The organism is Anaerotignum lactatifermentans, assembly GCF_014982935.1.
Taxonomy (GTDB): Bacteria; Bacillota; Clostridia; order Lachnospirales; family Anaerotignaceae; genus Anaerotignum; species Anaerotignum lactatifermentans.
This window is the reverse complement of the sequence record NZ_JADCKK010000068.1, coordinates 1-12,918: the sequence shown is the minus strand read 5'-3', so window position 1 is coordinate 12,918 and position 12,918 is coordinate 1. Positions and strand designations below refer to the sequence as shown.

At 44.4% G+C, this 12,918-nt stretch carries 14 protein-coding genes; 13 read left to right on the top strand and 1 reads right to left on the bottom strand.

The features are described 5' to 3' along the window. Positions 1 to 81 (top strand): IS3 family transposase (locus INF29_RS15130; RefSeq protein ID WP_330608303.1); only part of this gene is annotated, 81 nt, incomplete at its 5' end. A gap of 463 nt (positions 82 to 544) precedes the next feature. Here the strand turns inward: INF29_RS15130 and INF29_RS12545 are convergent. Beyond that, positions 545 to 718, bottom strand: coding sequence for a hypothetical protein (locus tag INF29_RS12545; protein ID WP_191345040.1), 174 nt, complete (start codon positions 716 to 718; stop codon positions 545 to 547). Between the two features lie 330 nt (positions 719 to 1,048). Between INF29_RS12545 and INF29_RS12540 the strand changes: the two genes are divergently transcribed. The 12 genes from INF29_RS12540 to INF29_RS12485 all read left to right on the top strand — a co-directional run bounded on the left by INF29_RS12540 (position 1,049) and on the right by INF29_RS12485 (position 12,754). Continuing rightward, positions 1,049 to 1,915 carry an energy-coupling factor transporter ATPase gene (locus tag INF29_RS12540; RefSeq protein ID WP_193486971.1) on the top strand — a complete coding sequence of 289 codons (867 nt, stop codon included), beginning with the start codon at positions 1,049 to 1,051 and terminating at the stop codon, positions 1,913 to 1,915. Continuing rightward, positions 1,891 to 2,748 carry an energy-coupling factor transporter ATPase gene (locus INF29_RS12535; RefSeq protein WP_193486967.1) on the top strand — a complete coding sequence of 286 codons (858 nt, stop codon included), beginning with the start codon at positions 1,891 to 1,893 and terminating at the stop codon, positions 2,746 to 2,748. Before INF29_RS12540 ends, INF29_RS12535 begins: the two co-directional genes overlap by 25 nt. After that, positions 2,745 to 3,569, top strand: a complete 825-nt coding sequence (locus tag INF29_RS12530; protein ID WP_072851367.1) for an energy-coupling factor transporter transmembrane component T family protein — start codon at positions 2,745 to 2,747, stop codon at positions 3,567 to 3,569. Before INF29_RS12535 ends, INF29_RS12530 begins: the two co-directional genes overlap by 4 nt. 151 nt (positions 3,570 to 3,720) lie before the next feature. Then, positions 3,721 to 4,755, top strand: a complete 1,035-nt coding sequence (locus tag INF29_RS12525) for an acyltransferase family protein (RefSeq protein ID WP_193486966.1) — start codon at positions 3,721 to 3,723, stop codon at positions 4,753 to 4,755. Further along, positions 4,752 to 5,501, top strand: coding sequence for a tRNA pseudouridine(38-40) synthase TruA (gene truA, locus INF29_RS12520; RefSeq protein WP_193486964.1), 750 nt, complete (start codon positions 4,752 to 4,754; stop codon positions 5,499 to 5,501). Before INF29_RS12525 ends, truA begins: the two co-directional genes overlap by 4 nt. 211 nt (positions 5,502 to 5,712) lie before the next feature. Beyond that, positions 5,713 to 6,150, top strand: a complete 438-nt coding sequence (gene rplM / locus INF29_RS12515) for a 50S ribosomal protein L13 (protein WP_072851363.1) — start codon at positions 5,713 to 5,715, stop codon at positions 6,148 to 6,150. 18 nt (positions 6,151 to 6,168) lie between these two features. Further along, the gene (rpsI, locus tag INF29_RS12510; protein WP_022253540.1) at positions 6,169 to 6,561 is read left to right on the top strand and encodes a 30S ribosomal protein S9; all 393 of its coding nucleotides are present in this window, start codon (positions 6,169 to 6,171) and stop codon (positions 6,559 to 6,561) included. Between the two features lie 484 nt (positions 6,562 to 7,045). Continuing rightward, positions 7,046 to 7,861 carry a hypothetical protein gene (locus INF29_RS12505; RefSeq protein ID WP_193486962.1) on the top strand — a complete coding sequence of 272 codons (816 nt, stop codon included), beginning with the start codon at positions 7,046 to 7,048 and terminating at the stop codon, positions 7,859 to 7,861. Beyond that, a complete protein-coding gene (locus INF29_RS12500; protein WP_087989238.1) occupies positions 7,862 to 8,383 on the top strand; it encodes a hypothetical protein in 522 nt (173 codons plus the stop codon). Between the two features lie 229 nt (positions 8,384 to 8,612). Beyond that, entirely contained in the window at positions 8,613 to 9,065 is a 453-nt protein-coding gene (locus INF29_RS12495; protein WP_193486960.1) for a MarR family winged helix-turn-helix transcriptional regulator, read from the top strand. A gap of 39 nt (positions 9,066 to 9,104) precedes the next feature. Next, positions 9,105 to 10,853 (top strand): ABC transporter ATP-binding protein, encoded by a 1,749-nt coding sequence (locus tag INF29_RS12490; RefSeq protein WP_193486958.1) that lies wholly within the window; start codon positions 9,105 to 9,107, stop codon positions 10,851 to 10,853. An 8-nt stretch (positions 10,854 to 10,861) separates the two neighbouring features. Further along, the gene (locus tag INF29_RS12485; RefSeq protein ID WP_243184172.1) at positions 10,862 to 12,754 is read left to right on the top strand and encodes an ABC transporter ATP-binding protein; all 1,893 of its coding nucleotides are present in this window, start codon (positions 10,862 to 10,864) and stop codon (positions 12,752 to 12,754) included. Positions 12,755 to 12,918: the final 164 nt, after the last annotated feature.

Sequence of the window (12,918 nt, the reverse complement as noted above, 5' to 3'; positions counted from 1 at the left end):
TATAATAACCATCGAATCAAAGCAAAGTTAAAGGGCTTGCCACCTGCAATTTACAGACAACAAGCCCTTCTGGCTTCTTAAACAATTTTAATTTGAAAATATTGTCTAACTTTTTGGGTGCAGTTCAGAGAAAGGGTTCCAGCTTATTTTTTTTACTGGGATTTTATTTGGTATATTTTCTTCTGAAGACAGCTGTCGCACTTTCCCTTAAGAAATGAAGGAAAACCAATGTTTTCTTAAGGGAAAGTTGCTTTAGGGGCATCTTCATAAGAAAACAAAGAAAGCTAAAATCCTTATCATAACAAAGGATTTTAGCTTTCTTATTTTTTATTAAGATTTTTTGTTATGTTTTCTTCTGAAGATAGCCGTTGCAATTCCCCTTAAGAAATCAAGGAAAAGAAAAAACAATGTTTTCTTAAGGGGAAGTTGCTTTGTGTATGTCTTTTTTTATGCCAAAGCATGGTTTTCTGACAACATAAAAAAGCCGAAATCTGCATAGATTCCGACTTTTTTATTAGGTTAGGAGATATACAATGAATGTTATTTAGCGAATGGATGTGCTTGCAGAAACCAGTGCCACGGGTTCTTCTGTGGTGGTTGTTTCTGCTACAGGAGCGTTTTCCAATGCGTTGGATGCCTGGAAAGAATATGTCATACCTGTGGCAAAAGACAGGGAGAATACTACGGCTGCTGCAATCATTAATTTTTTCATGTTCATACTGGAAAACCTCCTTTGTCGAATTTTTTCTTTTTATGGTGATATCATACCACAGAAAAATCAATCGTAGGTTACAGGAAGGTAAAGTTACCGTTACAGCTTGTTTGCACTTGTGTTACAGGAATATCTCAGAAAACAGAAGAATTTTTTAAGACAAATGTCCGTTTGTCACATCTCTGTAAAGCATAGAAAGAAAAGGCGAAACGCCGTTTTTTCTTGACTTTTTGGCGGAAAAAAGGTATCTTATTGATAGCTGTGAGTATTTTTTACCATAGACTTTAAGTGTGAAAAATATGATTTTCACGGAGGAAAAAGGTGAACAAAGAAGCGATGAAAATGGTAAAGACCAAAGATCTGACTTACGAATATGTAAGGGTTTTGGAAACGGATCATGGCACAAAAGAAGAAAAGGTTGCGGCCTTGAAAAATGTAAACATCGAAATCAACAAAGGTGATTTTGTGGCAGTACTGGGACATAACGGCTCTGGCAAATCTACCTTTGCGAAACATATTAACGCCTTGGTGCAGCCCACTGGCGGTACGCTATGGGTGGATGATATGGATACAAAAAATGACGAACTGGTTTGGGAAATCCGCCAGACAGCGGGGATGGTATTCCAGAATCCCGATAACCAGCTGGTAGCAACGGTGGTAGAAGAAGACATTGCTTTCGGTCCTGAGAATATGGGCGTGGAGCCAAAGGAAATCCGCAAACGCGTGGATGAAGCTTTGGCGACGGTGCGTATGAGTGAATATGCTACCCATACTCCTTCTAAGCTCTCCGGCGGTCAGAAACAGCGGATTGCCATTGCTGGGGTGTTGGCTATGAAGCCCAAGTGCATCGTACTGGACGAGCCTACAGCCATGCTGGACCCTGTGGGACGCAGAGATGTCATGGAAACCATCGAACGACTGAACCGGGAAGAAGGAATCACGATGATTCTGATTACCCATTATATGGATGAAGCCGTACGGGCAGACAAGGTCTTTGTCATTGACGACGGGGATCTGGTAATGCAGGGTACACCCAAAGAGATTTTCTCACAGGTGGAAACTTTGCAGAAATACGGTCTGGACGTGCCGCAGGTGACAGAAGTGGCTTATTTGCTGCGAAAGGAAGGCGTTGAACTGCCTGCGGATATATTAACGATTGAAGAAATGGTAGGTGCGATATGTCAATTAAAATCAACCACTTGACCCATGTTTACAATCCCGGTACGGCATTTGAAAAAGTTGCGCTGGATGATGTGACACTGGAAATCCAGAAAGGGGAGTTTATTGGTCTCATCGGTCATACAGGCTCCGGCAAATCTACATTGATCCAGCATCTTAACGGCATCATTTCTCCCACATCTGGGGAAATTCTGCTGGACGGGGAAAACATTCACAAAGACAAAACAAAGCTGAAGGAAGTGCGCCGCCGTATTGGTCTGGCCTTCCAGTATCCCGAATACCAGCTTTTTGAAATGACAGTATATAAAGATGTAGCTTTTGGCCCTACAAACCTGAAGCTGACAGAAGAAGAAATCCATCGAAACGTGGTTTCCGCACTGGAAACCGTTGGTATTTCCGAGGAGATTTACGAAAAGTCTCCCTTTGAGCTTTCCGGCGGTCAGAAACGCCGTGTAGCCATCGCGGGCGTACTTGCTATGAATCCTGAAGTTCTCATTCTGGACGAGCCCACAGCGGGTCTGGACCCCAGAGGCCGTGACGAAATCCTGCAGGCAATCAAAGACCTTCATGACAAACGAGGCATCACCGTTATTCTGGTAAGCCACAGCATGGAGGACGTGGCAAAACTGGTGGATCGCATCATTGTAATGCATCGCGGCAAAGCGGCTATGCAGGGCACACCCAAGGAAATTTTCTCCCATGTGGAAGAACTGGAACAGATGGGACTGGCTGCGCCTCAGGTAAGCTATGTGTTCGCAGAGCTGAAAAAACGGGGTTATGATGTGCCCACAGACGTATATACCGTCAAGGAAGCAAAAGAAGTATTATTAAAACTGGTAAAGCAGGTGAAATCATGATTCGGGATATAACCATTGGACAATATTATCCGGCAGAATCGCCGATTCATCGGCTGGATGCCAGAGTAAAAATTGTCGTAACATTTTTGTTTATCATTTCACTGTTCGTAGTCAATACCTTTATCGGGTATGTCTGCGTAACAGCGATTTTGGGCGCAGTGATCAAAGTATCCAAAGTGCCTTTGAAATTTATGCTGAAAGGCTTGAAAAGCATTGTCATCATCATCCTCTTTACAGCGGTCATCAACCTCTTTTTGACCCAAGGGGAACAGGTGATTTGGGAGTTTGGCTTCCTGCATTTGACATGGGAAGGCATTTACATGGCTGTGAAAATGTGTGTGCGTCTGGTACTGCTCATTGTGGGCTCCTCTGTGCTGACGCTGACCACAACACCCATCCAGCTCACAGATGGCATTGAGTACATCCTGCGTCCTTTGAAACGCATTGGTGTGCCTGCCCATGAAATCGCGATGATGATGACCATTGCACTGCGTTTCATTCCCACACTGCTGGATGAAACAGACAAGATCATCAAAGCACAGCAGGCAAGAGGTGCAGACTTTGACACAGGGAACCTGATGCAGAAAGCAAAGAGCATGATTCCCATTCTGGTACCTCTGTTCATTTCCGCGTTCCGCCGGGCAGAAGAACTTGCCATGGCTATGGAAGCCAGATGTTACCATGGGGATGAACACAGAACACGCATGAACGTCATGCACATGGAAAGCCGGGATTATCGGGCGGTTGTGATGACAGCGGTGTATCTGGTGTTTGTGGTGGCACTGCGCATTGCAGGGAATTATCTGCCATTTATGATTTGAGAAAAAGGGTGTTGGCAAAAGTTGGTTTCCATTCAAAAAACATTCCTTATATCATTTAAGTAAAAAGAAGATAGCCGGAAGCCCTTTTGTTCTAAGGATTTCGGCTATTTTTTTATGAAGTCAACGCCTTTTGTTTTCGGGAGGGGAAAACATGCGAAATCGGGAAATTTCATTTGTCAATGTGGTGCTTTGCCTGTTGGTCATGTGGATTCATATTTGTTCTGTGGCGGTAACGGGACTGCCTAAGGAGAATATCTCCTTTTTTGGAGTATATGTGCCTTGGCGGCTGTCTGCCTTTGTGGTGCAGGGATTTATCTTCCTGTCTGCCCTGAAGTATTTCCGAAAGGAAGGGACTTTTTCCTATGGATCTTTTCTTTGGGGCAGAATACGGAAAATTGGTGTACCTTATGTCATTGCCGTCATCATTTCCTATTTGGGACTTATTGATTTAGGGTATTATACCTTTGATGCGGGATTTCTGGGAGAATCTTTGCTTCTGGGGAATATGATTGCACCGTTTTACTTTATCATCATCATTTTCCAGTTTTATCTCCTGATGCCCTTGTGGCGGAAAATGACGGAAAAAGTAGATTTTTGGGTAGCGGCATTGGCGTCTGTGATGCTTATGCGCCTGTTCCACGGAGGATTGCCTGCCATGATTGGGATTCTTTCTCCCGGAACGGAATTTATCTATAATGACCGTGTGTTTACGTCTTATTTGGCTTATTGGGTATTGGGCTGTTACGCCGGGAAATATTACGACAGATTTCTGGAAGGGATTCGGAAAAATCAGGGTGTACTGCTGACAGGCTTTGTGGTTTTTGTGCTGGCTGACGGGCTTTTGAGTTACGCCAATAACCGTGGTTTTTTCCGGGTATCTTTTCTGGAGGATGTCCATACCCTTTATGTGTTCTGTGCTATTTTATTTTTGTTCTGGATTGGGAAAAAGGTGGCAGACCGTGTGATGGCATGGAAAGTTGTCCAGGGCATTGACCGCATGAGTTTTTATTTGTATTTGTACCATGGTATTTTCCTGTATTATGTGCAGGATGCCTTTTTGAACCGCTTTGGTGTGGGTCCTGCCAAAGGGCTTTTGCTGCGGGCAGTCTGCTGTTATGGCATGACGGTGGTGGTAGGGCTTTTGGCATGGTATTGGAAACAGAGAAAGGGGAAACAAAACCCATGAGAATCTTATTGACAATCGCATATGATGGCACCCGTTACAGCGGGTGGCAGAAACAAAAATCGCCGGAAGTGCTGACGGTGGAAGGCGAAGTAGAAAAAGCCCTGCGGACACTCTTTCGTAATCCGGAACTGGAATGTATTGGTGCCAGCCGCACAGACCGAGGCGTTCATGCACTGGGACAAAGGGCGGTCATTGACGTAGAAACCACCATTCCGCCGGAAAAAATTCCGCTGGCAATCCGTCCCTTTTTGCCGGAGGATATTGTGGTGACAGCGGCAAGGGAAGTGCCGGGGGATTTCCACCCTCGTTATGACTGTATCAAAAAAACTTACGAATATCATATTTATCAGAGCCCTTACAAAAACCCCAAGGAGCGGCTCTATAGCACATTTGTATATAGTCCTCTGGATTTGGAAAAAATGAACGAAGGGGCAAAGGCTTTTGTGGGAACCCATGACTTTGCGGCATTCTGTGCCGCAGGCAGTTCTGTTTCCACAACAGTTCGTACTATTTTTGATTGCCATGTGGAGCAGGAAGGCCCGCATATCCGCATTTTGGTCACTGGGGATGGCTTTTTGTATAATATGGTACGGATTCTGGCTGGTACCCTCATTGCTGTGGGACAGGGGAAAATTCCGGCAGAAAAGGTGGCAGAAATCATCGCAGGCAAAGACCGCAGACAGGCAGGACAGACCGCAGAGCCGCAGGGCTTGACTTTACGGGAAATTTATTACGATTTGCCTTAGAAAGCCCTTGACAGCGGCATTTTCAGGTATTATAATAATAAAGCTGTTATTTTGATTTTGAAGCGTGTTTCACGCTTTGAATATATGTTTCTCAAGGTGGGACTCAATAAGTTATGTGGAAAGCCACATAATGGAGATTACGGCGGTATTCCCGTATCGTTCGTAAAGTCAAAGAGTCAAAGGAAAATATGATAAGGGAGGTAAAAGAACCATGAGAACTACTTACATTGCGAAAGAAGCAGATGTAACAAAAAAATGGTACGTTGTTGACGCAACAGACCTGACACTGGGCCGTCTGGCTTCCGAAATCGCAAACATCTTAAGAGGTAAAAACAAACCCCAGTATGCACCCAACGTTGACATGGGCGACTATGTAATCGTAATCAATGCAGAAAAGGTAGCTGTGACAGGTAAAAAACTGACACAGAAACTGTATCACCACCACACAGGCTACATCGGTGGTCTGAAAACAGTAAGACTGGACAAAATGCTGGAAACACACCCTGAAAGAGTAATCGAACATGCTGTAAAAGGTATGCTTCCTAAAAACGCTCTGGGCAGAAAAATGTTCGGCAAACTGCATGTATATGCTGGCGCAGAACATCCCCATGCAGCGCAGAAACCTGAAGTACTGGAACTGAAATTTTAATCGAAGGAGGAAAGCATCATGGCAGCAGCTAGATATTACGGCACAGGCAGAAGAAAATCTTCTGTAGCTAGAGTTTACCTGGTACCCGGTAACGGCAAAATCACAATCAACAAAAGAGACATTGATGAATATTTCGGTCTGGAAACACTGAAAGTTATTGTTCGTCAGCCCCTGGAACTGACAGCAACAACAGCTAAATTCGACGTTCTGGTGAACGTACACGGCGGTGGCTTCACAGGTCAGGCAGGTGCTATCAGACACGGCATCTCCAGAGCTCTGCTGCAGGCTGACGGCGATTTCAGACCCGCTCTGAAAAAAGCTGGCTTCCTGACAAGAGACCCTCGTATGAAAGAAAGAAAGAAATACGGTCTCAAAGCAGCAAGACGTGCTCCTCAGTTCTCCAAGAGATAATCATTTATCTGGGAACCTTATCCCGAAGATCCTATGGGTCTTCGGGATTTTTTTGTACGCCGAATAGGCATGACAAAACCCCTAGTTCAACTGGGGGTAGGTAAAATACTTTAGTATATTTTTTTTGAATGATAATTACTATGGATTTACTAATTATCAAATGAAGGATAGATATGCAATATAAAATTAACATACTGTATTCTCAATTATAGTACCTGTTTACAGGTTGCAGTGCAAATAAATGCGATGATATTTTTCGATGCCCCTTTTAGGGGTCGGCATGTAATACCCCTTCTAGGGGCAGAGCAAACCACCGGCTAAGCCGGTGGTCCTGATTCGTACATATAAATCCCATCCTATGGATTTCATTTGTATTTTTTTACATACAATTCCATAAAATCCTGAAAAATCAGTATTTTTTTGATCTGATTTCTGATATTCTGAAAAATAGATAGAAACAAAGAGGAAAGGGGCAAAAAAGTACATGAAGAAACAAAAAGAGCTGACAATGATTCTGGGAGTCATTGTGCTGGTTTTTGTACTGAACTTTTTTGTTTTTCGCCTGGCTTATTTACAGGAACCGATTTTTTTGACCCACGCTTATGCTTTTACGGCAGAGGAGTCTTCCCATGTGGGATTTTATTACATCACCAATGCAGACGAAAAACGCCAGCCATTGGAAATTACCTGCCCGGAACTGGGGGAGGATGAGATTTTTGAAGTCATAGATACTGAGCAATGGCAGGGGCATGGCATGTATACCTGGAATGAAATGTGGGTGGATTTCGACGTTCCAGAGCGTGTAGGAGATTTGAGCAATGTGATGCTGACTCAGATGCAGGTCAAATGGTCTGACGGCACAGAAACGCCTGTGGACATCGGAGAGGTACGTTTTCTGGCGGCGCAGGAAGAACAGGCTTTGACATGGTCACGGATGGGTGCAGGGGATACAGATGCTTCTTATTCCATGGAGGTACCGGAAGATTTGACGGTAACAGGCATTCGTATGCCCATGGAAAATCATTTTTCCGATCTGCTGATGGTAAAAGACGGGGAAGGACAGCCCATGACGTTTCCAGCGTCCTATCAGCAGGGGGATACCCTTTCTTTGGAAACAGAACTATCTCTGACGGAGAAGGACAACCGTGCCCATATGGTCATTGATGTGGTGCCTGTGCTGGAAATGGAAACAGCCACAGGAGAAAAAGTATGTGCCTATCTGTATGACAGCATGAAATATACGCCGGATATGAATATACTGGAGATTTACCGTATTCTGCACATGAAAGAAGACATGTAAATGAAAAACATCAGAAATTGGATGCTTTTTGCCATGGTGCTTCTTTTCTTTGATGTGCATATTGGTATCGTCAATCTGTTGCCCAATTGGGCAGGCTATCTGATTTTGGCATACTGCGCCAAAAAGATGATGGCAGAGAAAGGCGGGTTGACGGCAGCGCTTGGCATCTGCGCTGCTGTTTTGCAGATTGTATTTTTCTTTTTCCAAACAGACAATGCTTTGCTGACTTGGCTGTTCAGTGGTATTTTCTGGACCATGGAAATGCTGCTGTTTTACGGCTTGGCTACAGGCATTTTGCAGCTGCAGGAAAAAGAAGGTCTATGGATCCGGCGGAAAATATTATTGATGTTGTACGCTATTTCCATTGTAGCCTGCGGTATGACGCTGAATGTAAGACCAATGTTCATCCTTGCGGGCGTTATGATGTTCTGTGCCAGACTTTATTTTCTGTTTGGGATTTGGCGTTTGATTCCGAAAGAAGAACAAACAGAACCAGAGGAAGAAAAAGAGGAAATTTTATAAGAAAACGATACAGCTGGAATCCTTGAACCAGAAAGGGTTCCAGCTGTTTTTTTGAGTGAAGATTGCTTTTTATCAGATAATTGTCGCAGTTGCCTTAAGAAAAGATGATTTTTGAGAAAAATGAGAATTTCATTAGAACCAAGAAAGGTCGTTGACATTTATCAGAAAACCAGTATAATGTTTCATGTAAAACAGTTCGACGGCTAACAAATTAAAAAGGAGGAAAAATATGATGCAGGATAAGCCGGTATTGTTGATGAAAAAAGTAATCAATCTGTTTTTTCGTGAACTGGATGCGATGAATACAGAAAAGCTGCAGGAACCCATTTCGGGGCACAACATGATCGTCATTGAATATTTGACTAAGCATGAAGAACCTGTTTATCAGCGTGATTTGGAAAATCATTTTTTTGTACGTCGTTCCACGGTTTCAAAAGTGCTGCGTTTGATGGAAGAAAAAGGCATGATTGAACGCCTTTCTGTTCATGATGATGCTCGTCTGAAACAGATTGTTTTGACAGATTATGGACGCAGAATCCATGGAGCAGCCGTCCATCATGCGAATATGCTGGAAGAAAAGCTGTATCGCAATTTCACAGAAGAAGAAATGGATACACTGCTGCTTCTTTTGAAAAAACTGGAGCATAATATGGAAGAAACAGAAAAGGAAACTTTATGTTAAGAACCCAATATGCTTTCGAACAAAAAAGGAGGTTTTGGAATGGTTAGAAAGTTGCTTCGCAGCGTCAGGGAATATAAAACCAGTTCCTTACTGGCGCCGCTGTTCGTGACCTGTGAGGTCATTTTGGAAGTTATCATTCCCATGTTGATGGCAAACCTCATCGACTTTGGGATTGAGGCAGGTAACATGCAGTACATCCTGAAAATGGGTCTTGCATTGGTCATCTTCTGTATTGTTTCTCTTACCTTTGGCGCACTGTCCGGGAAATACGCGGCAGTGGCTTCTGCGGGCTTTGCAAAGAACCTGCGTGAAGATATGTACAACAAGGTACAGGAATATTCTTTCTCCAACATTGATAAGTTCTCTACCGCAAGTATCGTAACGCGTCTGACAACAGATATTACCAATATCCAGAACGCGTACATGATGTCCATCCGTGTAGCGGTACGCTGCCCGATCATGTTGATTTTTGCTTTGTTTATGGCTTTCCAGATCAATTCCCATCTGGCACCCATATTCGTTATTGCCATCCCCATTTTGGCAGTTGGTCTGGTAATTATCATTTCCAATGCGAAACGTATCTTTGAACGGATATTCCGCACATACGATAAATTGAACAACGTTGTACAGGAAAACCTGCACGGCATCCGCGTAGTAAAATCTTTTGTACGTGAAGACCATGAAACAGAAAAATTCTGTTCCGTTTCCAAAGAAATTTATCAGGACTTCTCCAAAGCAGAAAAAATTCTGGCGTTCAACGCGCCTTTGATGCAGTTCTGCGCATATGGATGTATGCTGCTGATTTCTTGGCTGGGTGCAAAACTCATTGTGGCTTCCGGTAACAACCCCGCTGTGGGCATGACCACAGGGGACTTGACCAGTATGTTCTCTTACACCATGCAGATCCTTATGAGTTTGATGATGTTCTCCATGGTATTCGTTATGATTACCATTTCTTACGCGTCTATGGAAAGAGCGGAAGAAATTCTGGATGAAAAAAGCGACCTGCATAACCCGGAAAACCCTGTTTATGAAGTCAAAGACGGCAGCATCGAATTTGACCATGTAAATTTCGTATACGGCAAAAACGCCGACAAACTTTGTCTGGATAATGTAAATCTGAAAATCCCTTCCGGTGCGACAGTAGGTATTATCGGCGGTACCGGCAGTTCCAAGAGTACATTGGTACAGCTGATTCCCCGTCTGTATGACGCCACAGAAGGTGCTGTCAAAGTAGGCGGCAGAGATGTCAGAGAATACGACATCGAATCCCTCAGAGAAGAAGTTGCCATGGTACTGCAGAAAAATGTACTGTTCTCCGGCACCATCAAAGACAACCTGCGTTGGGGCAAAGAGGACGCAACCGACGAGGAAATGCGTCACGTCTGCCAGCTGGCACAGGCGGATGAATTTATCCAGACCTTCCCTGACGGTTATGATACCTATATCGAACAGGGTGGTACCAACGTTTCCGGCGGTCAGAAACAGCGTCTGTGTATTGCCAGAGCGCTGCTGAAAAAACCGAAAATCCTGATTCTGGACGACTCCACCAGTGCCGTAGATACCAAAACAGATGCCCTCATCCGTATGGCATTCCGGGAAGAAATCCCCAATACCACAAAGATTATCATTGCACAGCGTATTTCTTCTGTAGAAGACGCAGACCTGATTTTGGTATTGGATGACGGTAAAATCAACGGCATGGGCACCCATCAGGAACTCCTTGCCAATAATGAAATCTATCGTGAAGTATATGAATCTCAGCAGAAAGGGGGACTGGAAGAATGAGTGGACATATGAGAGGTCCCGGACGTGGCGTACCCATCGGACGGGCAAAAATGGACAAAGTCACCATGAACCGTTTGCTCAGCTATCTGAAAGAGTATAAACTGCGTTTTACCGTTGTTTTGATCTGTATTCTGATTAGTGCGGTGGCAGGTGTTGCAGGTTCCCTGTTCCTGCAGGTAGTTATCGACGATTATATCACACCACTGCTGAAAACAGCTTCTCCTGATTTTGCGGGACTGTTCCAGGCGGTGCTGACCATGGCTGCCATTTACCTCATTGGTATTCTGGCAACACTCTTTTACAACCGTACCATGGTTTCCATCTCCCAGGGGATTTTGAAGAAAATCCGTGACCAGATGTTCTCCCACATGCAGCGGCTGCCCATCCGGTATTTTGATACCCATACCCATGGGGATGTCATGAGCCGTTACACCAATGATACAGATACCCTGCGTCAGATGCTTTCCATGAGCGTACCTCAGATGTTTTCTTCCATCGTTACCATTGTGGCAGTTGTCTGCGCAATGCTTTACACCAGCGTATATCTGACCATTCTGGTAGCCATCGTGGTATTCTTCATCATGAAGGTATTCAAATTCATTGCCAGCCACAGTGGGAAGTACTTCATCAAACAGCAGGAAACACTGGGCGATGTGAATGGTTATATCGAAGAAATGATCAACGGGCAGAAAGTTGTCAAAGTTTTCTGTCATGAAGAAAAAGCAAAAGAAATTTTCCGTGAAAAGAATGCGGCTTTGTGCGAAAACGCTACCAAAGCCAACCAGTATGCCAATATCCTCATGCCCATCATGATGAACTTGGGGAACTTGCAGTATGTGCTCATTGCCATTGTCGGCGGTGCGCTGGCAGTAAACGGCATCGGCGGTCTGACACTGGGCGCCATCGCTTCTTTCCTGCAGCTTTCTAAGAGCTTTTCTGCTCCCATCAGCCAGGTTTCTCAGCAGGTCAACTCTGTTGTTATGGCGCTGGCAGGTGCGAAACGTATTTTTGAACTGCTGGATGAAGAAGAAGAAGCCGATGACGGTTATGTAACACTGGTCAACGCAAAATATGACGATAACGGCGAACTGGTGGAATGCCCCGAACATACAGGTCTGTGGGCATGGAAACATCCTCATGAAGATGGCACCATCACTTATACCCAGCTTACAGGGGATGTACGATTCTTTGATGTGGACTTTGGTTACACAGAAGAAAAAATCGTCCTTCACAACATCAGTCTGTATGCAAAACCCGGTCAGAAAGTGGCTTTCGTTGGCGCAACTGGTGCCGGCAAGACCACTATCACCAACCTGATCAACCGTTTTTATGATATTGCCGACGGTAAAATCCGTTACGACGGCATCAACATCAATAAGATCAAAAAAGAAGACCTGCGTCATTCCTTAGGGATTGTATTGCAGGATGTCAACCTGTTTACAGGCACCGTAATGGATAACATTCGTTACGGAAAACTGGATGCTACTGATGAAGAATGTATTGCAGCGGCAAAGCTTGCCAATGCCGACAGCTTCATTCGGATGCTGCCCAACGGATATAACACCATCCTTTCCGGTGACGGTTCCGGTTTGTCTCAGGGTCAGCGGCAGCTCATCTCCATTGCCCGTGCGGCGGTGGCAGATCCTCCCGTTATGATTCTGGACGAAGCAACATCCTCCATCGATACCCGTACAGAAGCCATTGTACAGAGAGGTATGGATGCCCTCATGAAAGGCAGAACTGTATTTGTCATTGCCCACCGTCTGTCTACAGTTCAGAACTCCAATGTTATCATGGTTCTGGAACATGGACGCATCATCGAACGTGGTACACACGAAGATTTGATTGCGGAAAAAGGCAAATATTATCAGCTTTATACGGGTGCCTTTGAACTGGAATAAGTTTTCATAGGAACAGAAAAGATAGCTGGAATCTTTGTAATGAACTGCACCCCATTTGTTAGACAGTATGATATACTGAATAACAAGTGGGGTGATTTTTATGCCAAAAGGAGTACCAAATAAACGATATACACCAGAATTCAAGCAACTGGTGGTAGAAACGA

Excerpts from the sequence above, each read along its gene's own strand:
- INF29_RS12545 (WP_191345040.1), bottom strand. The coding sequence starts at position 718 with ATGAACATGAAAAAATTAATGATTGCAGCAGCCGTAGTATTCTCCCTG.
- INF29_RS12540 (WP_193486971.1), top strand. The coding sequence starts at position 1,049 with ATGAAAATGGTAAAGACCAAAGATCTGACTTACGAATATGTAAGGGTT.
- INF29_RS12535 (WP_193486967.1), top strand. The coding sequence starts at position 1,891 with ATGTCAATTAAAATCAACCACTTGACCCATGTTTACAATCCCGGTACG.
- INF29_RS12530 (WP_072851367.1), top strand. The coding sequence starts at position 2,745 with ATGATTCGGGATATAACCATTGGACAATATTATCCGGCAGAATCGCCG.
- INF29_RS12525 (WP_193486966.1), top strand. The coding sequence starts at position 3,721 with ATGCGAAATCGGGAAATTTCATTTGTCAATGTGGTGCTTTGCCTGTTG.
- truA (WP_193486964.1), top strand. The coding sequence starts at position 4,752 with ATGAGAATCTTATTGACAATCGCATATGATGGCACCCGTTACAGCGGG.
- rplM (WP_072851363.1), top strand. The coding sequence starts at position 5,713 with ATGAGAACTACTTACATTGCGAAAGAAGCAGATGTAACAAAAAAATGG.
- rpsI (WP_022253540.1), top strand. The coding sequence starts at position 6,169 with ATGGCAGCAGCTAGATATTACGGCACAGGCAGAAGAAAATCTTCTGTA.
- INF29_RS12505 (WP_193486962.1), top strand. The coding sequence starts at position 7,046 with ATGAAGAAACAAAAAGAGCTGACAATGATTCTGGGAGTCATTGTGCTG.
- INF29_RS12500 (WP_087989238.1), top strand. The coding sequence starts at position 7,862 with ATGAAAAACATCAGAAATTGGATGCTTTTTGCCATGGTGCTTCTTTTC.
- INF29_RS12495 (WP_193486960.1), top strand. The coding sequence starts at position 8,613 with ATGATGCAGGATAAGCCGGTATTGTTGATGAAAAAAGTAATCAATCTG.
- INF29_RS12490 (WP_193486958.1), top strand. The coding sequence starts at position 9,105 with ATGGTTAGAAAGTTGCTTCGCAGCGTCAGGGAATATAAAACCAGTTCC.
- INF29_RS12485 (WP_243184172.1), top strand. The coding sequence starts at position 10,862 with ATGAGAGGTCCCGGACGTGGCGTACCCATCGGACGGGCAAAAATGGAC.